Origin of the sequence: Neorhizobium sp. DAR64872/K0K18 (genome assembly GCF_050500175.1) — a bacterium.
Lineage (GTDB): Bacteria > Pseudomonadota > Alphaproteobacteria > Rhizobiales > Rhizobiaceae > Neorhizobium > Neorhizobium soli.
Genome location: NZ_CP191446.1, coordinates 2940738 through 2965309 on the forward strand (window position 1 = coordinate 2940738; position 24572 = coordinate 2965309).

The 24572-nt window shown below is 62.1% G+C and carries 21 protein-coding genes; 6 read left to right on the plus strand and 15 right to left on the minus strand.

What is annotated here, in order from left to right; translation table 11 throughout:
* Positions 1 to 66: 66 nt before the first annotated feature.
* From ACQY1P_RS19885 to ACQY1P_RS19910, 6 genes are all read right to left on the minus strand, one after another.
* Complete coding sequence (locus ACQY1P_RS19885; RefSeq protein WP_062581949.1) at positions 67 to 1788, minus strand: sensor histidine kinase; 1722 nt, start codon at positions 1786 to 1788, stop codon at positions 67 to 69.
* Between the two features lie 175 nt (positions 1789 to 1963).
* Positions 1964 to 3841, minus strand: coding sequence for a malto-oligosyltrehalose trehalohydrolase (gene treZ, locus ACQY1P_RS19890; protein ID WP_430255073.1), 1878 nt, complete (start codon positions 3839 to 3841; stop codon positions 1964 to 1966).
* A gap of 134 nt (positions 3842 to 3975) precedes the next feature.
* The gene (locus tag ACQY1P_RS19895) at positions 3976 to 5067 is read right to left on the minus strand and encodes an ABC transporter ATP-binding protein (protein WP_092659538.1); all 1092 of its coding nucleotides are present in this window, start codon (positions 5065 to 5067) and stop codon (positions 3976 to 3978) included.
* A gap of 6 nt (positions 5068 to 5073) precedes the next feature.
* Positions 5074 to 5955: a carbohydrate ABC transporter permease gene (locus ACQY1P_RS19900; protein ID WP_430255075.1), complete on the minus strand. Its 882-nt coding sequence runs from the start codon at positions 5953 to 5955 to the stop codon at positions 5074 to 5076.
* The gene (locus ACQY1P_RS19905; RefSeq protein ID WP_082471979.1) at positions 5952 to 6878 is read right to left on the minus strand and encodes a carbohydrate ABC transporter permease; all 927 of its coding nucleotides are present in this window, start codon (positions 6876 to 6878) and stop codon (positions 5952 to 5954) included. Before ACQY1P_RS19905 ends, ACQY1P_RS19900 begins: the two co-directional genes overlap by 4 nt.
* A gap of 193 nt (positions 6879 to 7071) precedes the next feature.
* A complete protein-coding gene (locus tag ACQY1P_RS19910; protein ID WP_062581941.1) occupies positions 7072 to 8328 on the minus strand; it encodes an ABC transporter substrate-binding protein in 1257 nt (418 codons plus the stop codon).
* Between the two features lie 248 nt (positions 8329 to 8576).
* Between ACQY1P_RS19910 and ACQY1P_RS19915 the strand changes: the two genes are divergently transcribed.
* Entirely contained in the window at positions 8577 to 9665 is a 1089-nt protein-coding gene (locus ACQY1P_RS19915; protein WP_113111850.1) for a LacI family transcriptional regulator, read from the plus strand.
* 285 nt (positions 9666 to 9950) lie between these two features.
* On the opposite strand, the gene ACQY1P_RS19920 is transcribed toward ACQY1P_RS19915, so the two are convergent.
* The 5 genes from ACQY1P_RS19920 to ACQY1P_RS19940 all read right to left on the minus strand — a co-directional run bounded on the left by ACQY1P_RS19920 (position 9951) and on the right by ACQY1P_RS19940 (position 16627).
* Entirely contained in the window at positions 9951 to 11456 is a 1506-nt protein-coding gene (locus tag ACQY1P_RS19920) for a tripartite tricarboxylate transporter permease (RefSeq protein WP_430255077.1), read from the minus strand.
* A 12-nt stretch (positions 11457 to 11468) separates the two neighbouring features.
* Positions 11469 to 11930: a tripartite tricarboxylate transporter TctB family protein gene (locus tag ACQY1P_RS19925; RefSeq protein ID WP_430255079.1), complete on the minus strand. Its 462-nt coding sequence runs from the start codon at positions 11928 to 11930 to the stop codon at positions 11469 to 11471.
* A 258-nt stretch (positions 11931 to 12188) separates the two neighbouring features.
* Entirely contained in the window at positions 12189 to 13172 is a 984-nt protein-coding gene (locus tag ACQY1P_RS19930; protein WP_430255081.1) for a tripartite tricarboxylate transporter substrate-binding protein, read from the minus strand.
* 237 nt (positions 13173 to 13409) lie between these two features.
* The gene (locus ACQY1P_RS19935; protein ID WP_062581936.1) at positions 13410 to 14789 is read right to left on the minus strand and encodes a sigma-54-dependent transcriptional regulator; all 1380 of its coding nucleotides are present in this window, start codon (positions 14787 to 14789) and stop codon (positions 13410 to 13412) included.
* Positions 14786 to 16627, minus strand: a complete 1842-nt coding sequence (locus ACQY1P_RS19940) for a sensor histidine kinase (RefSeq protein WP_430255084.1) — start codon at positions 16625 to 16627, stop codon at positions 14786 to 14788. Before ACQY1P_RS19940 ends, ACQY1P_RS19935 begins: the two co-directional genes overlap by 4 nt.
* 129 nt (positions 16628 to 16756) lie before the next feature.
* Here ACQY1P_RS19940 and ACQY1P_RS19945 point away from each other — a divergent pair, with 129 nt between their 5' ends.
* The 3 genes from ACQY1P_RS19945 to ACQY1P_RS19955 all read left to right on the plus strand — a co-directional run bounded on the left by ACQY1P_RS19945 (position 16757) and on the right by ACQY1P_RS19955 (position 19057).
* Positions 16757 to 17233: a DUF4126 family protein gene (locus ACQY1P_RS19945; protein WP_430255086.1), complete on the plus strand. Its 477-nt coding sequence runs from the start codon at positions 16757 to 16759 to the stop codon at positions 17231 to 17233.
* 13 nt (positions 17234 to 17246) lie between these two features.
* Positions 17247 to 18626: an FAD-containing oxidoreductase gene (locus ACQY1P_RS19950; protein WP_430256750.1), complete on the plus strand. Its 1380-nt coding sequence runs from the start codon at positions 17247 to 17249 to the stop codon at positions 18624 to 18626.
* Positions 18627 to 18835: 209 nt separating this feature from the next.
* A complete protein-coding gene (locus ACQY1P_RS19955; RefSeq protein ID WP_062461504.1) occupies positions 18836 to 19057 on the plus strand; it encodes a hypothetical protein in 222 nt (73 codons plus the stop codon).
* Positions 19058 to 19071: 14 nt separating this feature from the next.
* Here ACQY1P_RS19955 and ACQY1P_RS19960 read toward each other — a convergent pair whose 3' ends face one another.
* On the minus strand, positions 19072 to 19578 hold the full coding sequence (locus ACQY1P_RS19960) for a ferritin-like domain-containing protein (RefSeq protein ID WP_062461507.1): 507 nt from the start codon (positions 19576 to 19578) through the stop codon (positions 19072 to 19074).
* A gap of 153 nt (positions 19579 to 19731) precedes the next feature.
* Here ACQY1P_RS19960 and ACQY1P_RS19965 point away from each other — a divergent pair, with 153 nt between their 5' ends.
* Positions 19732 to 21270: a phospholipase D-like domain-containing protein gene (locus tag ACQY1P_RS19965; protein ID WP_430255088.1), complete on the plus strand. Its 1539-nt coding sequence runs from the start codon at positions 19732 to 19734 to the stop codon at positions 21268 to 21270.
* Here the strand turns inward: ACQY1P_RS19965 and ACQY1P_RS19970 are convergent.
* On the minus strand, positions 21241 to 22191 hold the full coding sequence (locus ACQY1P_RS19970; RefSeq protein ID WP_430255090.1) for a UPF0104 family protein: 951 nt from the start codon (positions 22189 to 22191) through the stop codon (positions 21241 to 21243). The two genes, ACQY1P_RS19965 and ACQY1P_RS19970, sit on opposite strands and share 30 nt — an antisense overlap.
* 61 nt (positions 22192 to 22252) lie before the next feature.
* Here ACQY1P_RS19970 and ACQY1P_RS19975 point away from each other — a divergent pair, with 61 nt between their 5' ends.
* Positions 22253 to 23026 (plus strand): endonuclease/exonuclease/phosphatase family protein, encoded by a 774-nt coding sequence (locus ACQY1P_RS19975; RefSeq protein WP_430255092.1) that lies wholly within the window; start codon positions 22253 to 22255, stop codon positions 23024 to 23026.
* Here ACQY1P_RS19975 and ACQY1P_RS19980 read toward each other — a convergent pair.
* A complete protein-coding gene (locus ACQY1P_RS19980) occupies positions 23023 to 23928 on the minus strand; it encodes a phosphoribosyltransferase (RefSeq protein ID WP_430255094.1) in 906 nt (301 codons plus the stop codon). The two genes, ACQY1P_RS19975 and ACQY1P_RS19980, sit on opposite strands and share 4 nt — an antisense overlap.
* A 61-nt stretch (positions 23929 to 23989) precedes the next feature.
* Positions 23990 to 24544 carry a helix-turn-helix domain-containing protein gene (locus tag ACQY1P_RS19985; protein ID WP_430255096.1) on the minus strand — a complete coding sequence of 185 codons (555 nt, stop codon included), beginning with the start codon at positions 24542 to 24544 and terminating at the stop codon, positions 23990 to 23992.
* Positions 24545 to 24572: the final 28 nt, after the last annotated feature.

A 24572-nucleotide genomic window follows, 5' to 3' on the forward strand; every position in this document is an offset into this window, starting at 1 on the left:
GTATCCATAACCGCTAAACTGAGATGGATATCGCTTCGTTCCCAGGCATCGAAACACCCAGAGAACTTAAAGAGGAACGTCGCGCAAGCCTTCCGAAGCGTCCGGGCGCTCCAGGTTGGCACGCGGTACCGTCATCCGCCAGACCAGGCCGCCGGGCCGGAAATCAATATCGACAGTGCCGCTGAATGCAGCGGTCGCGTGGCGCTTGATGATGGTCGTGCCGAACCCGGTGCGGGTGGGCGGCTTTACCGTCGGGCCGCCGCTTTCTTCCCAGACCAGAAGCAGGTTCACACCACGGCTCTCGCCGTCTCCATCCGAGACCGTCTCCTCGGCGATATCGCTCCATGAGATCCGTACCGTACCATGGGGTACAGACAATGCGCCGTATTTGACGGAATTGGTGGCGAGTTCATGCAGCACCAAGCCGAGATTCTGAACTGCTCCCGCCTTCAGCACGAAATCCTCGCCCTGGATCTGGACGCGGTCCGCCGCTTCCGCAAACGTGCTCATGTGGATCTCGACGACCCGATGCATCGGAACACCGCCCCATTGCTCTTCGGCAAGAGCCTCGATCGATTTCCCCAGACCCTGGAGGCGGGTGCTGATTGCCCTCTGGAACTCGTCCATCGGCGTATCCTTGCGTGCCAGCTGGCGCATCATAGCCTGGACAAGCGTGAGGATGTTCTTTGTCCGGTGAACCAGCTCGTGCAGGATGAGATGAATACGGTCTTCCGCCTGGCTCCGGTCGAACGAGGCGTTCGAAAGCGCGACGGCGATCTGGTTCGCCTCGGTGATCTTGGTCTCCACCGGCGAGACGATTTCGCCCTTGCCGATCCGTTCGGCCATGTCGGCGATCTGCCTAATCGGGATCCGCAGCTGCCAGGCGACGAGGTAGGCGACGACCATGGCTATGGCGAGAAAGACGATGCCGCCCGCAACGAGCTGCCGCCAGGTGGAGATAATGTTTTCCTGCGCGGACGCGATCGGCCCCCAGACGACGGTCTTCCAGGCCCAGCCGGTAATCTGCGCATAACCGTACATCTGTTTGCCCGCACCATCGACATCTTCGATCGTGCCGCGAAAACCGGTCATCAGCCGAAGAGTTTCGCTGGGAAACCTGGCGCCCTCCGCCATCTTTGCGGCACCGACCGAGGTGACGACCTGACCGCTGCCATCGAGGACCGCGGCAGACCAGCCATCCGGCAGGCCATCGACGGACAGTAGCTTTTGCAGATCCTCGGCATTCTGCGTGATGATCATCGCAGCGCCCGAGGCGTTTGTCTTCTCAGACAGCGGCATCGCGACGTTGAAGACCCACTTTCCGCTGGTCGTGCCGCGAAACATGCTGGAGGCTTCCGTCAAGCCGCTGCGCAGCATGGATTCGAGCGCTGGCATGTTGGCGGTCTTGCCGAGCGGCGTATCGAAGGGGACGCGGGTATTCAGCCGAAGCTGTCCGTCCCGGTCTGCGACGATCACGAAAAGCTTGGTGGAACGCAGGCTCGACCGGGTCCGCTCGTGGAAGGCGCGAAGGTCACCGGACTCCAGCTCGGGAGAACTGACCAGCAGGCGCAGCGTCGTTGCCATGTCCTGCAGCTCGCGGTCGACCGCACGAGCGATCATCTGGGCGTCTTCTGCCGTATTCGAGGAGAGCATGTCCCGTTCGTGCTCTTCCAGCTGCAGCATGAGAAAGGCGCCGAAGACAAGCAGCGGTAAAGCCACGCCCACGACGAGCGCGATCAGATAAGCCCCGATCGGTGCCGTCGGGAAGAGCCGCGCAAACCTAGCCATCCCGCACGACCGTTGCGCGGGAAGGTTGGCAGGCAGCAGAGCCGCCGCGCTGGTGATCCATTCTTAGCCCCGTCCCTTGGCTTTGAAAGCAACGCCATGAGTTCTAGCGGCTTTTGGAACACTGGCCAAGGACTTGGTGATGCGGCCGTAACCTTTCCGATGAATATTCGAATATTCAGTGCCGCGAAATCGCGGCAAGCAGCGACGTTGCCGGCATGACGAGCGGCCCAGTTCCATCGGCAACGACGGTTTCCGGCACCCGGTGGATCACAAACCCGGAAATGCCGGGTGCTTCGACCTCAGACGCGCTCAGATTGGCACGCAGTTGCACGAGACGATCCGACAGCTGCCAGTCGATTGCAATCGTCTCCGGCGCGGAGGCAAGAACGCGACCGACGCTGTGAGGCATGCCGGAAAGCCCTGGAACCACGTGCTCGCGCCGCTTTCCGATCAGATCCCGGATCTTCCCGTAGGCGGCAGAGCCCTCCGCCGTGTCGCGACGCTCCCAGCGCAGTTTCGATTTCTCGAACGCTTCCGGCGCATTCGGATTGTCCAACTGCCAAGGTTCTGTGACGCCTTCCGGCAGGCCGCCGAATTTTTCCGCCTCGATCAACCGGTTGGCCCAGGTGGTCATGGCGATGTCGCCCTCGTAATCGGCAAAGAACGCGAACGGCTGCACTTCCCCATATTCCTCGCCCATGAACATCATCGGCACCTGCGGCGACAGAAGCAGCATTGAAGTCATGACGTCGAGAAGCCCCGGCTCCGACAGGGAGATCAATCGTTCGCCATGGGCGCGATTGCCCACATGATCATGGTTCTGCAGGAAGTGGATATACGAGGTAAGCGGCGAAGATCCGCCCGCGTCTGACCTCGCGTCTTGCTCGTCATCGTCCTGCGACGGCATGCCGCCATGCGCAAGGCAAGCGGCGAGCTTGGCGACCGGCTGCGCGGCGAAAGGTGCGGCATGGCCCACGGCCTCGCCTGTCGCGATCACATGTGCGGCGTGGTAGGCGTCGTTGTTCCATCCGGCCACAAACGCATCCGGTGTCCCGCCACGTTCCGGGTTGCGCAGGATGGCGCGATGGTCCTCCATCACGAGATGGCGCCGCCGACCCGTCGTTTCGGAATGAACGCGCTCTGCCAGTTCGACCAGAATGTGCTTCTCGGACGTTTCATCCAGGATCTCGTCCACCGCATCGATGCGAAGGCCATCGAGATTGAACTCTTCCAGCCAGTAGAGCGCGTTTTCGATGAAGAAAGCACGCACGGCTGGTTGGGCAAAGTTGATCGACGGACCCCACGGCGTGATAAACTGCGGATCGAAGAAAGACGGGATGTTCGAGACGATCAGGTTTCCAGCCGGGCCGAAGTGGTTGTAGACGACATCCAGCATGACCGACAGGCCGACCCGGTGGGCGGCATCGACGAAAGCCTTCATGTCATCAGGCGAACCGTAGGTGTGATGCGGGGCATAGGGAAGCGCGCTGTCATAGCCCCAGCCGCGATCGCCCGGAAATTCGCTGACCGGCATCAGCTGAATGACAGTGAAGCCGAGATCGGCAAGATCGGCGAGACGCGACGCTGCGGCGCGAAACGTGCCCTCGGACGTGAAGGTGCCGATATGCATCTCGTAAATCACAGCCTCTTCCCAGGCATGCCCCTTCCAGGCCGGCATGTTCCAGCGGTAGAAGGCCGGATCGACGATCATCGAGTGGCCATCGACGCCCCCGTCCTGCGCCCGCGATGCGGGGTCCGCGAACGCCTTACCGTCGGGCATGACGAACTGGTAGGGCGTGCCGGGCTCGACGCCTTCGACGGTCAGCGTGAACCAGCCCTGCCCGGCCGGCAGCATTTCGCGGTTGCGGCCGGCGATGCGGAGGCGCAGGCGCTCGATGTCCGCTGCCCAGAGGCGGAACAGAACGCTGTTTTCGCCGACATGTTCGGCACCCCAGGATTTGGGGAAGGATCGGCGCACGGGCGCGCCGGACGAGACGTGGCCGGAAGCGGTCCGGCGCGAATCGTAGGGCGTGAAATCGCGGGTCAGCGACATGGCATCTCTCCCTTGTTTCAGTCACAAGGGAAACACGGGGCGGACAGGAATAGTTCCCTATTGCCCCGTAACGACCGGATTCGGGATAGGAAAATTGTCTTTTGTCAAGTCAATTTTCTGGCCCGATCATGGACTTAGCCGATGCGGTTGCCGCTTTCCGGATCAAACACGACGGCCTTGTCGAGATTGAAGGCGAAGCGGAATGTCTGGCCAAGCGTGACCGGTACTTCGGCGCGAGCGCGTCCCGTGAAATTCACCCCGTCCATCCGACCGGTCACGAACGTGTCGGAGCCCGTCGGCTCGACCATAGTTACCTGCGCATCAACGAATGCAATCGCATGCGCCGTCGGATCGGCAAGGCCGGAATCGGTGATCGCTTCGGGGCGCAGGCCGAGAATGACATCCTTGCCCGCGGGCAAAGCAGACGTCACTGTTGGCGGCACGGCAACCGTCGTCGAACCGCCGAAAAGGGCGACGCCGCCGGAGACGACCTTGCCCTTCAGCATGTTCATTGCCGGCGAGCCCATGAAATCGGCGACAAACAGATTGGCCGGCAGATTGTAGATTTCGGCAGGCGTTCCGACCTGCTGTACGATGCCTTCCTTGAGGACGACGATCTTGGTCGCAAGCGTCATCGCCTCGATCTGGTCGTGGGTGACGTAGACGATCGTGGCGTTGGTGTTCTGGTGCAGCGCCTTGATTTCCGCCCGCACCTCGACGCGCAGCTTCGCATCAAGGTTGGAAAGCGGTTCGTCGAACAGGAACACGCGCGGCTTGCGAACCAGCGCCCGGCCCATGGCGACGCGCTGCCGCTGGCCGCCGGAAAGCTGGCTCGGCCGGCGCTTCAGAAGATGCTCGATCTGCAGGGTCTTTGCCACGCTTGCGACGGCCGTTTCCCGCTCCGCCTTGTCGATGCCGCGCATCTCCAGCGCAAACGCGATGTTCTCCTCCACCGTCATGTTCGGATAGAGCGCGTAGGACTGGAACACCATGGCGATGTCGCGCTTGGACGGATGCAGGTCCGTCACCACCTCGCCATCGATGACGATGTCACCGGATGTCGGTGGCAGCAGGCCGGCAATGGCGTTGAGCAGCGTGGACTTGCCGCAGCCGGACGGGCCGACCAGCACCAGAAAGCCGCCCTTTTCCAGATCGATGTCGATGCCCTTGAGGATCTCGACATTGCCGATCTTCTTGCGGATATTCTTGATCTCGAGAAAGCTCATGTTGGATCAACCCTTGACTGCGCCGGCCATCAGGCCACGCACGAAATAACGTCCGGCGACGACGTAGACGAACAGCGTCGGCAATGCCGCAAACACGGCGGCGGCCATGTCGACATTGTATTCCTTGACGCCGGTGGAAGACGAAACGAGGTTGTTGAGCGCCACCGTCATCGGCGATGCCTCGCCCGACGAGAACGAGACGCCGAACAGGAAGTCGTTCCAGATATTGGTGAACTGGTAGATGACCGTGACGACGATGATCGGGCCGGAGCTTGGCAGAAGAATGCGCCAGAAGATCTTGAAGAAGCCGGCGCCATCCATCATCGCAGCCTTGACCAGCTCGTCCGGAAACGCCTCGTAATAGTTGCGGAAGAACAGCGTGGTGAAGCCGAGGCCGTAGACCACATGGACGAAGACGAGGCCGGCGGTGGAGTTCGACATGCCCATCGCACCCAGCAGACGCGCCATCGGGATCAACACCGCCTGGAACGGGATGAAGCAGGCAAACAGCATCATCCCGAACACCAGCTTGTGGCCGGGAAAGCGCCACTTGGTCAGAACATAGCCGTTGAGCGCGCCGAGCAGCGTGGAGATGGCGACAGCCGGAACCACCATTTTCAGCGAGTTCCAGAAATATCCCTTGATGCCGACGCAGGAGACGCCGATGCAGGCCTCGCCCCAGGCCTTGACCCAGGCGGCCATGGACGGATCGGACGGCAGTGCGAGCATGTCGCCGCCGCGGATCTCATCCAGCGACTTCAGCGACGTGGTAAGCATCACATAGAGCGGTAGCAGATAGACGGCGGCAAGGATGATCAGTGCGCCATAGATGAAATAGCGGACGGTGCGGACCGACCCGGCGCTGACATTTTCAGGGATCGCGCTCAATGGTTCTTCTCCCGAAGCTCGGAATAGAGATAGGGGACGATGATCGCGGTAATGCCCATCAGCATCATCACGGCGCTGGCCGAGCCCACATTCATCTGGTTGCGGGTAAACGTGTAGGAATACATGAAGGTGGACGGCAGTTCGGTGGCATTGCCCGGCCCGCCGCCCGTGAGCGCGATGACGAGGTCATAGGACTTGATCGCCATATGCGCGAGCACGATGAAGGCCGACAGGAAGACCGGACGCAGCATGGGAATGATGATGCGGCGATAGATCGACACGGTTGACGCGCCATCGATCTGGGCGGCCTTGACGATCTCGCCGTCGATACCGCGAAGACCCGCCAGAAACATCGCCATGATAAAGCCCGAGGCCTGCCAGACGCCGGCGATGACGACGGTGTAGATCGCCATCTTGGGGTTCACCAGCCAGTCGAACTTGAAGCTTTCCCAGCCGAGATTGTGCATTGTGTTCTCAAGCCCGAGGCCCGGGTTGAGGAACCACTTCCAGGCCGTGCCTGTCACGACGAAGGACAGCGCCATCGGATAGAGAAAGATCGGCCGAAGGACGCCTTCGGCGCGGATGCGCTGATCCATCAGGATCGCGATGAAAAGCCCGATCGCGGTGCAGAGCACGATATAGAGCACGCCGAATATGGCGAGGTTCTGCATCGCCACATACCAGTTGGGCTGCGACCAGAGCCGGTAATAGGCATCGAACCCGCCCCACTTGTAGATCGGCATCATCTTCGACGTGGTGAACGACAGATAGACTGTCCACAGAATGAAGCCGTAGACGAACACCAGAATGATGGCAAAGGACGGCGCCAGAACGAGCTTCGGCAAGCCATTGCGCAAGCCATCGGCCATGGACCGCCGCGGCCTGGTCGGCGTCACCATCGGAGCCGGTTCGATTGTCGTCATGGGGGATCTCCGGATGCGAATAGAGACGTTTGAAGGTGCGCCAACAAAAAAGCCCCCTCTGGCCTGCCGGCCATCTCCCCCACAAGGGGGGAGAAAACCTGTGGGCACCCACCGACCAAATCGGGCCCAGACAGTGCGGCTGGGTTAAGTCCCTCCCCCTTGTGGGGAGGGGTTTGGGGCGGGGTTTTTTTGACTACTTCGCGGCAGCAACCGCTTCCGGCAGGCGCTTCAGCGCGGCATCCGTTGTCAGCTGGCCATTCAGATGCTGGGTGATGACGTCAAGCATGGCTTCCTTGACAGCGGCCGGCTGCGCATAACCATGAGCAAGCGAGCCCATCAGCGTGCCCTTGGACGAGGCTTCCGCCAGATCCTTCATGCCCTTCTTGGCGCAATCGTCGAACTTTTCGTCCGAGACGTCGGTCCGGGCAGGCACGGAACCCTTGACCGTGTTGAAGGCGATCTGGAACGCGGGATCTTCGACGGCGGATGCCATCTTCATCTGTGCGTCCTTCTGCTCTTCACCCACGTCGAACATCATGAACTGGTCGGCGTTGAACAGGACGGAGCCCTGCGTGCCGGGGAAGCGCATGCAGACGAAATCGGTGCCGGGGGTCTTCTTGGCGCGCAGCCATTCGCCCTTCGACCAGTCGCCCATTTCCTGAGCGCCGGCCTTGCCTTCGATGACGAGCGCGGTGGAGAGGTTCCATTCGCGGCCGGAGAAGTTCGGGTCGAAATAGGTGCGAAGCTTCGACATATCGTCGAACACCTTCTTCATCGTATCACCCGACAGCGCCGTCGGATCGGCGTCAAGCACGGCCTTCTTGTAGAAGTCAGGACCGCCGACGGAGAGAACCACGGCTTCCCAGAGCGTGCCGTCCTGCCACGGAACGCCGCCATGGGCGAGCGCGGTGATGCCCTGCGCCTTGAAGGCGTCGAGCATGGTGAACAGCTCGTCCATATTCGTCGGCTGCTTGCCGCCGGCCTTGTCGAAGGCAGCCTTGTTCAGCCACAGCCAGTTGGTGGAGTGGATGTTGACGGGGGCAGCAACCCAGTGGCCATCATACTTGGAAAACGCCTGCAGCGCTTCCGGAATGACCTTGTCCCAGCCTTCCTTGGCGGCGAGATCGTCAAGATTGGCGGCAACGCCCATCTCGGACCAGTCGCGCAGGTCGAAACCGAGCAGCTGGACGGCGGTCGGCGGATCGCCGGCGGTCACACGGGCGCGCAGCGCCGTCATCGCGGCAGAACCGGCACCACCGGCAACCGGCATGTCTTTCCAGCCGATACCCTGCTTGGCCAGGTTTTCCTTGAGCACGTTGAGCGCCGCGGCTTCGCCGCCGGACGTCCACCAGTGCAGAACTTCAACCTGTTCGGCTGCCTTTGCGGCGCCAGCGGTCAGCGCAATCATAGCCGCACCGGCGGCCAGTTTGCCGATCAAACGAATAGTCATTGAAATATCTCCCTCAAAGCCGGGCTCCTCTCCGGACATCGATTTATAACGATATAACTGATGTAAGTGTCAACCCCGTAGGGGACAGAATTTCGGTGATGCTAAATATCCGGCATCAACCTGTTATAAAACGATAAAAGCGATCTTTCCCGTTTGCGACGGTGAAGAGTTGATTTGCACTTGCCGAATTTGCGGCGTTTTGCAACGATACAAACGGGGCGCCTGGAGGGGTGCTGGAGGAGACAGGAATGCCGCTTGACGACCGGGATGACCGGGGTGAGGACATCGACCCGGATACGCTGCAGCAGGGACGCCCGGCGCGGCCGCACGCGAACCGCTTGCCCCGCGATACAGCCCAGAAGAAACCGACGCTGAAGACCGTCGCCGAACTGACCGAGCTTGCGGTCACGACCGTGTCGAGGGCGCTCTCCGACGATCCCCAGATTGCGCTCGAAACCCGCATCCGCGTGCGCCAAGCGGCCGAAGATGTCGGCTATCTGCCGGATCGCGCGGCGCAGCGGTTGCGCACCGGACGCACCAACGTGATCAGCCTCGTCCTTGATCCGCACGAGGAAATCCTCGGCTACGGCACATCGATGATCCGCGGCATGAGTGCGGCACTGCGCGGCACCAGGTACCACTTGGTGATCACGCCGCATTTTTCAGACACGCCGCAGATCGATCCGGTCAAGCATATCGTCCGCAACCGGATGGCCGACGGCATCCTGTTCAGCCGCACCGAAGCCGCCGACGAGCGGGTGAAATTCCTGATGGAACAGGGTTTTCCCTTCGTGTGCCACGGCCGCACCGAGCTTGCGACGCCGCATCCTTACGTGGATTACGACAATTACGCCTTTAGCTATCGTGCCGCGAAAAGCCTGATCAATGCTGGCTGTCGGCGGCTGTTCATCATCCTGCCGCCCGCCCAGTTCACCTTCGCCCATCACATGCGCCACGGCTTCATGACGGCGGTGCGCGAGGAAGGCGTCGCCTTCGAGATTTCCGACCGTGTCTCGCTCGACAGCAAGTCCGACGCGATCCGCGACCATGTGGCGGAACGACTGGCGGCCGACGACGCGCCCGACGGCTTCATCTGCGGCGGCGAGGTCTCCGCCATGGCCGTGATGTCGGCAGCCTACGACACCGGCCGCATCATCGGCCAAGATGTGCGCCTGGTCGCCAAACAGACGTCCGGCCTGTTCGACCAGGTCCGCCCCCGCATCGAAACGATCTACGAGGACCTCGCGGAGGCGGGTCGTCTTATGGCCGCGCTGCTTCTGAAGCAGATGGGTGGAGAGGTGCCGGTCGAGGAACTGCAGGCGCTGCAGACGGTGTGATGAAGGGGACTTCGGCAGCCCCAACCTCCCCTCATTTTTGTGCTCGCCACAGGAACCCAGCCGACGCGTCCGCAACCCCCACCCCCCTCATTCCTGTGCTTGTCACAGGAATCCAGTAGCGCCGCGTCTGCGGCGCAGATGGGTCTTCTCACGCGAAGGACTTCGCGTGGCTGGATCCCTGTGACAGGCACAGGGATGGGGAGGAGAGGAAACGATTCCCCTCCTCCCCCAAGATCTACCGGCAACTCTTACTCGTCCGCGACGGCCTGTAAGAGCCGCCACCCTTCAATCCTCTTCGACAAACACCTCTTCGCGCTTCTTGCGGACGCTGGGCAGGAAGACGACGATGAGCACGAGTGCGGCAAGCGCGAGCAGGCCGGCGCTGATGGGGCGGGTGATGAAGGTGGTGGCGTCGCCGCGCGAGAGGATCATTGCGCGTCGCAGGTTTTCTTCCAGGAGCGGGCCGAGCACGAAGCCGAGCAGAAGCGGTGCTGGCTCGCAGCGCAATTTCAAGAGCACGTATCCGAGCAGGCCGAAGAAGGCGACGGCGTAGAGATCGTAGACGTTGGAATTAACGCTGTAGACCCCGATGGCGCAGAACGCCATGATGATCGGGAAGAGCACGTAATAGGGGATCGTCAGAAGCTTTACCCACAACCCGATCAGCGGCAGGTTGAGGATCACAAGCATCAGGTTGCCGATCCACATGGACGCGATGATGCCCCAGAACAGCGCCGGCTGTTCGACGGCAACGTTCGGACCTGGAACGATGCCCTGGATGATCATCGCGCCGACCATCAGCGCCATGACCGGGTTGGCCGGAATGCCGAGCGTCAGGAGCGGGATGAACGAGGTCTGTGCACCCGCATTGTTGGCCGATTCCGGCCCGGCAACGCCGGCGACCGCGCCGTGGCCGAATTCTTCCGGATGTTTCGATACCTTCTTCTCGACCGTATAGGACGCAAATGCCGCAAGGATCGCGCCGCCGCCCGGCAGGATGCCGAGGATGGAGCCGATCGCCGTGCCGCGCAGAACGGGGCCGACCATCGCCTTGAAGTCCTCGCGCGACGGCATCAGGTTGGATACCTTCGCCATCAGCACGGTGCGGGTCTTTTCGCTTTCGAGATTGCGCAGGATTTCAGCGATACCGAAGACGCCGACCGCGACCGCGACGAAGTTCAGACCGTCGGCATATTCCCGGATTCCGAGCGTGAAGCGCGGCGTGCCGGTGTAGATATCGGTGCCGACGAGGCCAAGCAGCAGGCCAAGGCAGACCATGGCGAGCGCCTTGATGATCGACCCGTGAGCAAGCGCGATCGACGAGACGAGACCGACGACCATCAGCGAGAAATATTCCGCCGCACCGAACTGCAGGGCGATCGAGGTCAGCGGCGGCGCGAAGATCGCCACAAGAAAGGTGGAAACCGTGCCGGCAAAGAACGATCCGATGGCAGCGATGGCCAGCGCCGGTCCCGCCTTGCCCTTGCGCGCCATCTGGTAACCGTCGATGGCGGTGACCGCCGACGAAGATTCGCCGGGCATATTGATGAGGATGGCCGTGGTGGAGCCGCCATACTGCGCGCCGTAATAGATGCCGGCCAGCATGATCAGCGACGACACGGGTTCGAGCTGGAAGGTGATCGGCAACAGCATGGCGATCGTCGCCGTTGCGCCGATGCCGGGCAGGACGCCGATAAGCGTGCCAAGCAGCACCCCGATGAGGCAGAAGAACAGGTTCTCGATCGACGTGGCGGTGGAGAAACCGAGGGCGAGATTTGCAAATAATTCCATGAACCGAGCCCCTTACATGCCCAGCCACGGCCCGAACCGCCGGAACGGCAGGCCAAGACCATAGCTGAAGACGAGAACCGAAAAGACTGTGAGCAGAGCCGACAGGATGACGGCCATCAGCGGCTTCATCTTGTGCGAGGCGAATGCCGCAATCAGCGCCGTGAAAAAGATCGCCGGCACGAAGCCCAAACCGCGCACGGTGAGACCGAAGAAGATCGGTGCCGGCAGAATGAAGGCCATCCCGCGCCAGGCAATCGCCCCGACCGCTTCGCCCTCAACGCGAATGGCCTGAAAGACGATCACGCCGCCCAAGAGCATAAGCACGCAAGCGAGGATGAACGGAAAATAGCCCGGCCCCATGCGAAGCGCGGTGCCGAGTTCCAGTTCGATCGATTGATAGGCAAAGAACAGACCGGTCAGGATGAGCGCCAGCCCGCAGACCAGATTGGTCCTGTCGATATTGAGTGAATTCATGATGGCTCCGAAATATTGGAAGAGCTCTGCGGATCTGCGCCGCGGGTCGGCATGGTCGCTAGCAGGAGTGTCGCTTGCCGGTGGGGTCCTTGCAGACGTTCGCGCCGATCAGCGGTCGATCTGAGCGATCAGCTTGCCGGCAATTTCTCCCCCGCGGGGGAGAAGGACGAAAGGTTGCGGGCTCCAAGGCCGATCGAGCAGAACCCCTCACCCTGCCCAGAGAGGGGCCAGGGTGAGGGGCAGTGCCGTGACGAGAGATCAGTCGGCGTACTGGCCGGCTGCCTCGATGACCGGCTTCCAGCGGGCGATTTCGCTTTCCAGCTTGGTCTTCAGCGCCTCAGGCGTGGCGTCGGCTTCCGGTGAAGGCTTGGTGCCGAGTTCACCGAAACGGGCAACGACGTTCGGGTCTTTCAGTGCGACTTTAAGCGCCGCAGACAGCTTGTCGTTGGCTTCCTTCGGCGTGCCCTTCGGCGTGTAGATGCCGTGCCAGATGCCCACTTCCATCTGCGGATAACCGGCTTCCTTGACGGTCGGCAGGTCCTTCAGGATGTCGAGGCGGTCAGCGGAGGTGACGGCGTAGGCCTTTACCGTGCCGCCCTGGATCTGCTTTGTCGTATTGGTGGTCTGGTCGCACATGATATCGACCTGTCCGCCGAGGAGATCGGTCATGGCCGGGCCGGTGCCCTTGTAAGGAACGGTCACGAGCGGCGTTTCGATCGAGCTCATGAACAGCATGCCGCACAGATGCGAGGCAGCGCCGATGCCGGCATTGGCGACCGTCACCTTGTCCTTGTTCGCCTTGGCGTATTCGATCAGTCCCTTGAAATCGGTCGCTTCCATGTCCTTGCGGGCGAGAAGCGTCATCGGCACTTCCGTGACGAGACCGACATATTCGAACGCGTTCAGCGTGTCATAGGCAAGCTTGCGATAAAGCGTGGCGCTGGTCGCCATGCCGATATGGTGCAGAAGCACGGTGTAACCGTCCGCTTCCGCATTGGCGACGCGGCCGGCACCGAGCGAACCGCCGGCACCGCCGACATTTTCGACGACGATCTGCTGACCGAGATCGCGCGACATCGATTCGGCCACGAGACGCGCAACCGTATCGGTCGGGCCACCGGCCGCAAACGGTACGATCATCGTGATCTGGCGATCCGGATAGCCCTGCGCATTGGCAGAAGCCGAAAACAGCGAAATGGCGGCAAGAGCCGTTGCGCCGATCATGGCGTTGACGATTTTCATGAATTGTCCTCCCGAGCGTGAAAATCAGCATGCAAACTGAGTGCTGGCGACAGTCCTCCCTCGCCAGCGTGGTGCCATTTGCAGTGGTGATTTCGCTGGCCGCAATCGGGCGGGAGGCAGCACCGCTAAGTTTATCGCTGGCGTGCAATGCAGCATGGGTGGATTAGGGAACAATCGCGCCAAAGCCTGGGTGGAAATCCACCCAGCACGGGGTTTCGCAGGTGTTTCGTCACCCGTTCAATCGTCCTGCAGCATCTGGTCGGCCGAGATAAGGCGCTTGTCGAGCCCGTGTTTCTGCATCTTTTCGTAGAGCGTCTTGCGCGAGATGCCGAGCGATTCGTAGACGGGACGCAGCGCGCCGCCATGGGCCGCAATTTCGCCGGCGATCAGATTGCGCTCGAATGCCGCCACCTTGTCGGCTAGCCGTCCGGCCGGATCACGAAGCCTGCCGTTGGAATCCGTCGACGGAAGATCGAGACCCAGCACCAGCCGATCGGCGGCGTTGCGCAATTCGCGGACGTTGCCGGGCCAGGCCTGGTCGCCGATCGTCGCGATCACATCGACGGGAACGTCGAGATCGTCACGGCCGTAGCGGGCGGAGGCTTCGCGGACCAGCTGAAGAAACAGGAGCGCGATATCGGCCCGGCGCTCGCGCAAGGACGGGACATGGATGGTTGCGACGTTGAGACGGTAGAGGAGATCGGCCCGGAACCGGCCGGCTGCGACCTCCGCCTCCAGATCCACCTTGCTGGTGGCAATAAAGCGGACGTCGAGGGCCACGGTTTCGTTCGAGCCGAGCCGGGTGATCACACGCTCCTGAAGGACGCGCAGGAATTTCGCCTGCAGGTCGAAGGGCATGGAGCCGATCTCGTCGAGCAGGATCGTGCCGCCGCGGCCATGTTCGAACTTGCCGTAGCGCGGCCTGATCGCGCCCGGAAAAGCGCCCGCCTCGTGGCCGAACAGTTCGCTTTCGATCAGCGTTTCCGGAAGGGCTGCGCAATTGATGGCGATAAACGGCCGGTTGGCCCGCGGGCTGACATCGTGCAGCGCTCGCGCCACCACTTCCTTGCCGGCACCGGTCTCGCCGATAATCAGCGTATCGGCATCGGTGGCGCCGATCGCGCGGATCCGGTAGCGCAGATCAACCATCACCTGAGTGCGGCCGGGCATGCGGGTTTCCAGATCGTCGCGCTTGCCGGCCACCGCCTTCAGTCGGCGGTTTTCCATGACCAGCGCGCGGCGATCGAGCGCCCTGCGGATGACACCGGCCAGATGCTGCGGCGTGAACGGCTTTTCCAGAAAATCATAGGCGCCCTCGCGCATCGCCTTCACCGCCAGCTGCACATCGCCGTGGCCGGTGACGAGAATGATCGGGATCTCCGCATCGAGCTCACGCACCCGCTGCAACAGCGTCATGCCGTCTGTTCCGGGCATGCGGATATCGCTGACGATAACGCCCTCGAAGCCGAAACCGGCGAGTTCGAGAACATGATCGGCATTGGAAAAGGTCTGCACCGAGAGCCCGAACAGTTCCAGCGCCTGAGCGGTGGACCGGCGCAGCTCCTCTTCGTCGTCAACCAGCAAAACCCTTTGCGCCGCATCCCTTGCTTCGCTCACTCGGCAGCCTCCATCAGGTTTTCGTCGGCAATGTCGAGCTCGATGGTGAACACGGCACCCCCATCGGGATCATCGGTGACGGAAAGGCTACCACCGAAATCCTTGACGATGTTGTAGGAGATCGACAACCCGAGGCCGAGACCCTTGCCGATGCCCTTGGTGGTAAAGAAGGGATCGAAGATGCGCTCGCGGATCGACGCCGGCACACCCGGCCCGCCATCGCGCACCTGCACCGTGATGGTATCGTGGGTTCTTGACGCCGAAACGGCGATGCGCCGGTCGGCTAGTCCCTCGACGGCATCTGCCGCATTGCCGATGACATTGACCAGAACCTGCTGCAACCGGATCGAACCGGCCCGCACCTTCGGCAGGTTCGCCGGGATGTCGACGACGAGATCCGCATCGGCCGCCTTCAGCCGCGCCGCGACGATTTCCAGCGTGTCGTCCATCACCTCCTGCAGCGAAACGGCACCGAGCTTTTCGTTCGGCTTGCGGGCGAAGTTGCGCAAATGCTTGCTGATCGAGGCCATGCGATCGATCAGCGCCGAAATGCGTCTAACGTTGTCGCGGGCCTCTTCCGTGCGGTTAAGGTCCATCAGCACGCCGGCCGTCTCCGCATAGGTTTTCGCGGCCGCAAGCGGCTGGTTGAGCTCGTGCGACAGTGCTGCCGACATCTGGCCGAGACCGGCAAGCTTGCCGGCCTGGATGAGATCGGCCTGGGTCTGGCGCAACCGCTGTTCGGTCGCCCGGCGCTCGGCCACCTCCTCCTCGATCTGGGCGTTGACGCGGGCAAGATCGGCGGTGCGCTCTGCAACCCGGTGTTCGAGCGCATTCTGCGCTTCCGCTTGGAGATGCATGCGCTCGGCAAGCCGCGCCCGGCGCTGCAGGATGACCGCAAGCCCGAGGACGGCGAGACACAAGGATAGAAGCAGGGCAGCGACGGTGGTCTTTGCCTGGGCATGCACGGACCCGGTATCCATCAGCACGCTGACGGTCCAGCCGGCGTCGGGCATCGGTTGCGAGACGACGAGATATTCCCGGTCGCCACCGTTGTCGGCAATCGTCATCACCTCGTGACCGGCGAATTCGCCGCGCCGCACCGGCAGCTCGCGCAGTTTCGCATCCGCATAGCGCCGCGAGGTCTGGGTGCGGGCGATGCGCCCCGGCGACAGCGGCAGGGTCGTGGCATAGAGCCATTCCGGCCGGCTGGTCATGAAGATGATGCCCTCGGGGTCGGCAACGAAGATGCGGTCTTCGGTGCCTTGAGCGGTCCCCTTCCCCCAGCTGTCCTCGACCAGATCGATATCGACCTTGAAGACGATGACTCCGCGGATCACCCCGGCGATCTCGATCGGCGACGAGAAGTAGTAGCCGCGTTTGAGCGACGTGGTGCCGAGCGCATAAAAGCGCGACTGGCGGCCCTTCGCGGCTTCCTGGAAGTAGGGACGGTAGGAAAAATTCTCGCCGACGAAACTGACGTCGCTGTCGTAGTTGCTGGCTGCAATGGTCTGCCCGTCCATCGTCATCAGATAGATGTCGGAGGATTTGAGGAGCGCGTTGGTGTCTTTCAAATAGGCGTTGGTGGCGGCCTGCAGGGTTGTGTTAGACGGATCGAGCACGAAAGCCTCGACATTCTGCTGGTCGGCGATCAGCGCCGGCAGCGCCTCGTAGCGCTTCAGGTGCCCGTCGAGACCGGAAACGGCAAGCCTCAGCGTGGTGTTGGCCTGCGCCTTCGCCTCCTCCATGTAGCCGCTCGCGATCATGCCGGCGCCCTGGACATAGATGCCCAGACCGATCATGACCGCCACGCCCGCCGCTGCAAGGATTGCGTATCTCACCAGATGCCGGGCTCCTCCTCCCAACTCGTCCTCGGTCGTCACCTTAAAATCCGGCACTGGCGAATTCCACTAAAACTTGCGAAGACTTGTTTTCACCGGCATCCGTCGGCGGCGGCAAAGGGAATCATCATGAGTTACATGCTTGCACTCGTCATCGGCGCGGTGGCCGGACTTCGCGCCATGACGGCACCGGCGATCGTCAGCTGGGCGGCCAGTCTCGGCTGGCTCGATCTCTCCGGCACCTGGCTCGCCTTCATGGGCTCCAAATGGGCCGTGCTGATCCTCACGCTGATCGCCATCGTCGAATTCATCACCGACCAGTTGCCCTCGACGCCGAGCCGCAAGGTGCCGCAGCAATTCGGTGCGCGCATCTTGACCGGCGCGCTCTCGGGTGCTGCGATTGGAATGCCCTACGGCTACTGGCTGGCCGGCCTCGTCTCCGGCATTATCGGCGCCGTGATCGGAACGCTGGGTGGCGCCGCAGTGCGGGCAAAGCTTGCCGCCCATTTCGGCAAGGATGCACCGGCAGCCTTTATCGAGGACGGCGTGGCCGTCGTCGCAGCCCTGATTGTCATCCTGCTTTTGCCGGGAACGCCGGCCGCCTAACGGAGATCTGAGCATCATGCAGACATTCGACGCGATCATCATCGGCGCCGGCCAGGCCGGGCCATCGCTTGCCGGACGCTTCAACGACGCGGGCAAGACCGTCGCCATCGTCGAGCGCAAGCATGTGGGCGGCACCTGCGTCAACACCGGCTGCAAGCCGACCAAGACGCTGGTGGCCAGCGCCTATGCGGCGCATCTCGCGCGCCGCAGCGCCGATTACGGCATCGGCATCGGCGGCGACGTGACGATCGACATGCCGGCTGTGATGCGGCGGGCGTTGAAAGTGACGATGGACAGCCGCGGCAGCAACGAAAGCTGGCTGGAGAAGATGCCCCACTGCACGCTGATCCGCGGCCATGCGCGCTTTGAGAGCGCCGAGACGATCCGCGTCGGCGACGAATTGCTGACGGCGCCGCAGATTTTCCTGAATGTCGGCGCCCGCGCCACCATTCCGGATTTCGAGGGCGTCGACGACATCCCCTATATGACCAACAGCGACATCGTCGGGCTGGACAGGGTGCCGGAGCATCTGGTGATCATCGGCGGCAGTTATATCGGGCTTGAATATGCGCAGATGTATCGCCGCTTCGGCGCGAAGGTAACCGTCGTGGAGCGCGGCGAGCGTATCGTCAGCCGCGAGGATGCGGAGATCTCGCAATCCATCCATGAGATGCTGGAAGCCGAAGGGATCGTCATCAGAACCGGCGCCGACTGCATCCGCTTCAAAAAGACGGACGACGGCATAGCAGTCGGCCTCAGTTGCGACGAAGGCGAGCCTGAAGTCATCGGCTCCGACGTGCTGCTGGCGGTCGGACGCCGCCCCAACACCGACGATCTCGGGCTCGACAAGGCAGGCGTAACGCTCGACGAGCGCGGCTATATTGAGGTGGGCGACGATCTGTCGACCAGCGTCGCGGGCATCTGGGCGCTGGGTGACTGCAACGGCCGCGGCGCCTTCACCCACACCGCCTACAACGATTTCGAGATCGTTGCGGCCAATCTGTTCGATGGCGAGAGCCGCAAGGTCTCCGACCGCCTGCTCGGGTATGCGCTCTATACCGACCCGCCGCTCGGCCGGGTCGGGATGACCGAACACCAGGCGGTGAAGGCAGGCCACAAGGTTCTCGTCGGCACGCGGCCGATGAGCCAGGTGGGACGCGCCGTGGAAAAGGGCGAGACGATCGGCCTGATGAAGATCGTCGCCGATGCGGAGACGAAAAAGATCTTGGGCGCCGCCCTTCTCGGCACCGGCGGCGACGAGGCGATCCACGGCGTGCTGGACATGATGAATGCCGGCGCGACTTATGATGCCCTGCGCTGGGCCGTGCCTATCCACCCCACCGTTTCGGAACTGTGGCCGACCGTGGTCCAGTCGATGAAGCCGGCAGGCTGACGAAACCATCCGGAATGACGGGCGTTCACGCGCTGCGGCGCGCTCGCTGACAATCCCGTCATTACAGGAATTTAACCTTCTCCCTCCCTTTGCAACGAGGGGGAGTTTGCTTAGACTTGACCCATCGTCGGCACAATCGAAGGCCGCCGGCGACGGGAAGACATCAGAGCGATCTCCCCCAACATCCATTCCACGACGGGAGGCCACAGATGAATACACCTGCATTCAATGCGGCGATGGAACCGCGGGAACTGGATTTCCTGCAGCACGTCTTCGATGCCGCCTGCGCCGAACGCGGCTTGTCTGGCGAAAGCACGGCGGCAAAGAACCTCGCGGCCGAGATCATCGATCTCTACCAGCACGGCGCCTGCGACGAAGGCGCCCTGCAGCATCGGCTGGACTTGTCAGGTCTTCTGAAAAGTCAGGACTGAAGCAGAGGCGTCTACTACCGCTTCGCCTGGAGATCCCGCTCGTCGCGCATCAGGAATATCCGCGTGATGCTGTCGATATTGTCGTTCAGCCATTCCGCCATGTCTTCTTCCTCGGACAGGATGTGTTCGAAGACGGCGACGGCTTCCGGTTCGTCCAGTTCGTCGGCAGCGGCTATCAGCACCTTGTAGGTCGCGATTTCCGTGTGCTCGAATGCGAAGGCAGTCGTCATCGTCTTGATGACCTCGTCGCTGACCAGCAATCCGCCGACACCTTGGGCCGTCGCGGCAAGCTTGGCGGTCATGTCCTTGAAGGTCGGCGTCGTCACGGCGAACTTCTCCAGCATCTCGGTCAGCGCCGCGACGTGGCCGCGGGTTTCCTCGAGATGCTCCAGAACGCGGTCCTTGAGATCCGGGTAGCTTTCGATCCGGCGTGCCTGCGCTGTCAGAAGCGTGACTGCCTGTTCCTCCATCGCATGGGCATTGCGTAGCCAAGTAATGAAATTGTCCCGCGCATGCGTCATGTTCACGTCCTCCTCGTTACGTCTTCCCCCGGGTCGATTTGGTACGCAACGACTGTAAACCCGTCAACGTCCGCGATGTTCCAGCGTCCCTGGAACATCTTGCAGCTTAGCGCGTTAATGGGCCACGCAATTGACGGGGGTCAAAAGGTGGACGTGTCTAATTTTTCTTCAAAAACTTCGCCGAGCCAGACAGGCTCTTCCGCACTTTCGTCCTGGCGCCGGTCGGAGCCATCCGGCCGTGCGATCATTCGACCCGGCCGCAACGTCTGGCGCAGCGCCGAGGCCGAGCGCGTCGGCTTCCTGATCGATGGCGAGGAATACTACCAGCGCCTGGACGACGTGTTGAAGCAGGCCGAACGGTCCGTGATGATCCTCGGCTGGGACTTCAACCCTGGTATCAAGCTGCGCCCGCGCGACCCTGATTGCCCGACGCTTGGTGCTACGCTGCGCCGCATGGTCGAGGAAAAGCCGGAACTGGAAATCCGCATTCTCGTCTGGGGCATGGGCCCGGTCTATTCCGGCAAGAGCCTGAAGATGTTCGGCAAGATGGACTGGAACGACCATCCGCGCATCGAATTGCGCTTCGATTTCGAGCATCCGCTGCGTGCCAGCCATCACCAGAAAATCGTCGTGGTCGACGACAGGACCGCCTTTGTCGGCGGCATCGATCTGACCGCGCGCCGCTGGGACGACCGTGGGCATGCCTGCATCAACCCGGCCCGCACCTCCCCCGACGGCACAACCTATGGTCCCGTTCACGACATGCAGACGATCGTCACCGGCGATATCGCCCGGCTGATCGGCGACGTGACGCGCTTGCGCTGGAAGAAGGTGACGAAGATCGCGCTCGAACCGGTCACGGTTGCAGGCGAAGCCGCCTGGCCGCAGGATCTCGAACCCAATCTCACCAATTGCCGTAGTGGACTTGCGCTGACCGAACCCTGGAAATGGAAGGGTCGCCGCGGCCATCGCGAGGCGATCAAGCTCACCCATGATGCGCTCAAAGCTGCCGAGCGGCACCTCTATATCGAAACGCAGTATCTCGCGTCCTTCGGCGTGGCGCGCACGCTTGCCCGCAAGCTCAAGGCAGCGCAGGGCCCGGAAATCGTCATCATCGTGACGCGCGAATCCCACGGCTTCCTCGAAAAGCTGATGATGGGTAACAACCGCACCCGCCTGATTCGCCGCCTGAAGCGCGCCGATCGCTACGGCCGGCTGCGGATCTACTACGCCACGACGCCGGATGCCGATGGCAACGATCGCGAGATCATTGTCCATTCCAAGCTGATCGTCGTCGACGACCGCTTCGTGCGGGTCGGCTCGTCCAATCTTAACAACCGGTCGGAAGGGCTCGATACGGAATGCGATATCGCGCTCGAGACCGTCGAAGCCGCGTCGCAAAAAGCAATCCTCGACCTGCGCGACGATCTTCTGGCCGAGCATCTTTGCGCCAACAAGGAAGATGTCTCGCGCATCATTCAGCAAACCGGATCGATGCTGGCGGCGATCGACATCCTGAACGTCAACCCACGTTGCCTGCGGCCTTTCGAGGTGGATACGCTGAAGGGCGAGATCACCTCGCTGATCGGCACCGGCATTGTCGATCCGAAACAGCCGTTCTGGCCGATCCCGGAGATCAAGTCCGGGATCAGGAAGCTGTTTTCACGCCTTTCCTTCCGCCGCGCGGCCTGAATAGGCACTTCCCTGACGCCGGTAATAGGCCTCGCTTGCGATCAGCACCGGTACGCCGATCGCGAGCGGCACGAAGAAGTAGAGGACGCGGAAGGCGATCAGTGCCCCGATCGCCGATGTGCCCGGCAACAGGTTCAGCATGACCGCTTCCAGCACGCCGAGACCGCCCGGCACGTGGCTAACCAGCGCGCCGAGATTTGCGGTCACGTAGGCGCTGGCGACCTGCAGGAATCCGACATCGGTAAACGCAAGCAGCAGCTGGCGGATCGCGGAGGCGACACAGAGGAAATTCAGTGTGCCGACGATGATCTGGCCGATCGCGAGCGACAGATCCGGCGGCGTGAAACGCCAGGAGCGGACGGGCAACGGCCGGCGCACGAAAGCGCAAAGCAGTAGATAGGCAGCCGGCACGGCCAGACAGGCGACGCCGATGGCGGCCCTCTCTCCCCTGCCAAGGCCGAAGAAGTCGTCCGATCCATTGACATCGAGCAGCATGGCAATGCCGCCCAGTGTGGCAAGCCCCAACCCAACAGTCGCGCCGCAAAACACGATGACCTTGGCGATGTCCTGAGGCTGAAGGCCCCAGCGGGAGTAGAACCGGTAACGGACCGCGCCGCTGCTGAGCGCTGCCATGCCGACATTGTGGCCGATCGACAGGCTTGTGAAGGATGCGAGTGCCGTCTTATAGTAGGCAAGCGGCTTGCCCGCATAGCGCACGCCAAGCGCATCGAACATGCCAAGGCAGGCATAGGAGAGAATGACGAAGCCGAACGCGGCCACCAACCGAATGCCGGCGATGGACAGCACGGACTCCTCGATTTCGTCCCATGTGTAGCGTTGCAGGCTGCGGTAGACGAGGAGTGCGGCAAGGCAGACCGCGGCAACCACAAGACATTTGATGAGGGGCCGCCAGATCTTCATTCCATCTCCATTCATGCTGTGCAGGGTGGAACGAAATGACTGTCCAAGGTGTTCCCGCGCTATGATCGATGCGCTTCCCAAACCGCCCTCCGACACCTCGCCTCAAACTTCCTCCCGGCGCCGCCTGAAAATTCTGAGCTACAACGTGCATAGCTGCATCGGCACCGATCGACGGCTCGATCCCGCGCGGATCGCCGACGTCATCTCGGAGTTGAAGCCTGATATTATCGGCCTGCAGGAACTGGATGTCGGCCGCTCGCGCACCGGCGGCGTCGATCAGGTCGATATCATCGCCCGCGAGGTGGAGATGAACTACCATTTTCACGCGGCGCTGCATGTGGCCGAGGAACGTTACGGCGACGCCATTCTAACATCCCTGCCGCTGAAAGTGATCAAGGCCGACATGCTTTCCTCGATCGGGGAGCAGCGCGGCGCAGTCTGGGTGGAAATCGACGTCGGTGGCAAACCGCTGCAGGTCTTCAACACCCATCTCGGACTCCGCGGTAAAGACCGGATGGCGCAGATGACGGAGCTGACGGGCCCGGACTGGCTCGGCGGCCTCGAGAAGGAAAACCCGGCGCGCATTCTGATCGGCGACTTCAACTCGACACCGATCACGAGGACCTACCGGCATGCGGCCAAGCGCCTGACCGATGTGCAGACGGCGCTTGTCAAACCTTGGCGGGCAACGTTTCCGTCCCGCTTTCCGCTGCTTCGGCTCGACCACATTTTTGTTTCCGACAGCATCAAGGTCATCGATGCGGAAGTGATCTCGACACCGCTGACGCGGCGGGCATCCGACCACTTGCCGTTGTTGGCGACGATTGAAATCTAGTTGAGCAACCGCTCCGACCGTTTGGCTTCCTTGAGCAGCCGGACGACGTCCTGATCGGTGGTTTCCGGGAAATCCTCGTAGTGGTCACCGACATCGCCGAATGATGGCGGGATCGACAGGCAGACCACGTCTTCAACCTTGTCCCTGATTGCATCGAGCGTGTCCTGCGAGGCGACCGGTACGGCAAGGGTAATGATCGCGACACCCAGCTGCCTGAGCGCGTGGATGCTGACCTCCATCGACCCGGCATCGGAAAGCCCCTCATCGATCAGAATGACGTGACGCCCGGCAAGATCGTGCTCGTCGGCGTGATCCTCGCCGAAATACATCCGGTGATGGCGGTCGACCTCGGCGATCTGATGCTGCCGCTCCTCGTTAAGATAGCCAGGAGGCAGGGGAAAGCGCCGCACGCTTGCCTCGTCGATATGGACGATTGGTTCTTTGGCGTCGACAACGGCGCCGATGTTAAATTCCGTGTGGCCGGGGGCAGCGATCCTGCGCAGGATCAAGAGATCGAGATGCAGTCCAAGCCGCTGCGCCACTTCGAACGCCACCGGCACGCCGCCGCGCGGCACGGCGACCACCACGGGATCGCCGGCGACAGAGGACAAGGCTTGTGAGATTTGCAGTGCCTCGGCCAGCTGCCGGCCGGCATCACTGCGATCGGCAAACTCAGGCGTTGCCGTTTCCGCCTTGCGGGCCTGCACCCGTTTCCAGAAATGACCCAATCCCAGCATCGCATCCTCCTCCCAGGCTTCGATCCGTTCTTGCGGTGTAACCGACAGGATATCGGATCGTTCCGGGCAAGAAAAGGATTTCACACTTTCTGCGGGAACAAACCGCCAGGGGTTCGTGTTCACGGACTTGTAGGTCGCATCCATCAGCGCGACCGGCAAAGTCACAATCTCCCCAACTGGCGCTTCCTTCGGGAAGCGCCTTTTTCACGTCTGCCGTTCTGCTCCGTTACCTTCGGGAAAGCGCCACAACGTAACGCGCCGGGACCTTACCGGGATTGAAGAATACGCAGTCGGCGGGCGGCCCCAGCATCAGACAATCGCCCTCCCTCAGAGAATGACGCACCGTTCCTTCGGTAAAGTCGAGCGCGCCAGCGAGAAGCCAGATCTGCTGATGCTGGAAGGCGAAGGCGGAGGCCGGATAGGGAACGCGCACGGCAGGCGGCAGCAGAACCTCGATCAGTTCGAGCGGCGCATTGGGCGGCGACAGGGCCCGGCGGGTATAGCCGGTCTCGGGATCGGTCCAGACCGGCTGGCCCGACTGGACGCGCAGCCGCTCCTCCCCGCCTTCCGCCAGTGCCAGAAGCACCGACAGCGGCAGGCCGAAAGCGCCGGACAGCCGGCCGAGCACGGCGGCCGATGGACTGGCCTCGCTGCGCTCGATCTTGCTGATCATCGCCTTCGACACGCCGGAGCGTTCGGCGAGTTCCGCAAGCGACCATTTGCGTGTCTCGCGTTCCGTTCTGAGCCGCGATGCGATGGCATCTCCAACATCTGCTTCCATGGCTTTATCCGCTTGCCTCCGAACGATC

Bases quoted from the DNA above. Each gene is read 5' to 3' on its own strand.
- ACQY1P_RS19925 (WP_430255079.1), bottom strand. From the start codon at position 11,930: ATGAATTCACTCAATATCGACAGGACCAATCTGGTCTGCGGGCTGGCG.
- ACQY1P_RS19895 (WP_092659538.1), bottom strand. From the start codon at position 5,067: ATGAGCTTTCTCGAGATCAAGAATATCCGCAAGAAGATCGGCAATGTC.
- ACQY1P_RS19905 (WP_082471979.1), bottom strand. From the start codon at position 6,878: ATGACGACAATCGAACCGGCTCCGATGGTGACGCCGACCAGGCCGCGG.
- ACQY1P_RS19955 (WP_062461504.1), top strand. From the start codon at position 18,836: ATGAATACACCTGCATTCAATGCGGCGATGGAACCGCGGGAACTGGAT.
- ACQY1P_RS19930 (WP_430255081.1), bottom strand. From the start codon at position 13,172: ATGAAAATCGTCAACGCCATGATCGGCGCAACGGCTCTTGCCGCCATT.
- ACQY1P_RS19970 (WP_430255090.1), bottom strand. From the start codon at position 22,191: ATGAAGATCTGGCGGCCCCTCATCAAATGTCTTGTGGTTGCCGCGGTC.
- ACQY1P_RS19915 (WP_113111850.1), top strand. From the start codon at position 8,577: ATGCCGCTTGACGACCGGGATGACCGGGGTGAGGACATCGACCCGGAT.
- ACQY1P_RS19985 (WP_430255096.1), bottom strand. From the start codon at position 24,544: ATGGAAGCAGATGTTGGAGATGCCATCGCATCGCGGCTCAGAACGGAA.
- ACQY1P_RS19920 (WP_430255077.1), bottom strand. From the start codon at position 11,456: ATGGAATTATTTGCAAATCTCGCCCTCGGTTTCTCCACCGCCACGTCG.
- ACQY1P_RS19960 (WP_062461507.1), bottom strand. From the start codon at position 19,578: ATGACGCATGCGCGGGACAATTTCATTACTTGGCTACGCAATGCCCAT.
- ACQY1P_RS19945 (WP_430255086.1), top strand. From the start codon at position 16,757: ATGAGTTACATGCTTGCACTCGTCATCGGCGCGGTGGCCGGACTTCGC.
- ACQY1P_RS19975 (WP_430255092.1), top strand. From the start codon at position 22,253: ATGATCGATGCGCTTCCCAAACCGCCCTCCGACACCTCGCCTCAAACT.
- ACQY1P_RS19885 (WP_062581949.1), bottom strand. From the start codon at position 1,788: ATGGCTAGGTTTGCGCGGCTCTTCCCGACGGCACCGATCGGGGCTTAT.
- ACQY1P_RS19910 (WP_062581941.1), bottom strand. From the start codon at position 8,328: ATGACTATTCGTTTGATCGGCAAACTGGCCGCCGGTGCGGCTATGATT.
- treZ (WP_430255073.1), bottom strand. From the start codon at position 3,841: ATGTCGCTGACCCGCGATTTCACGCCCTACGATTCGCGCCGGACCGCT.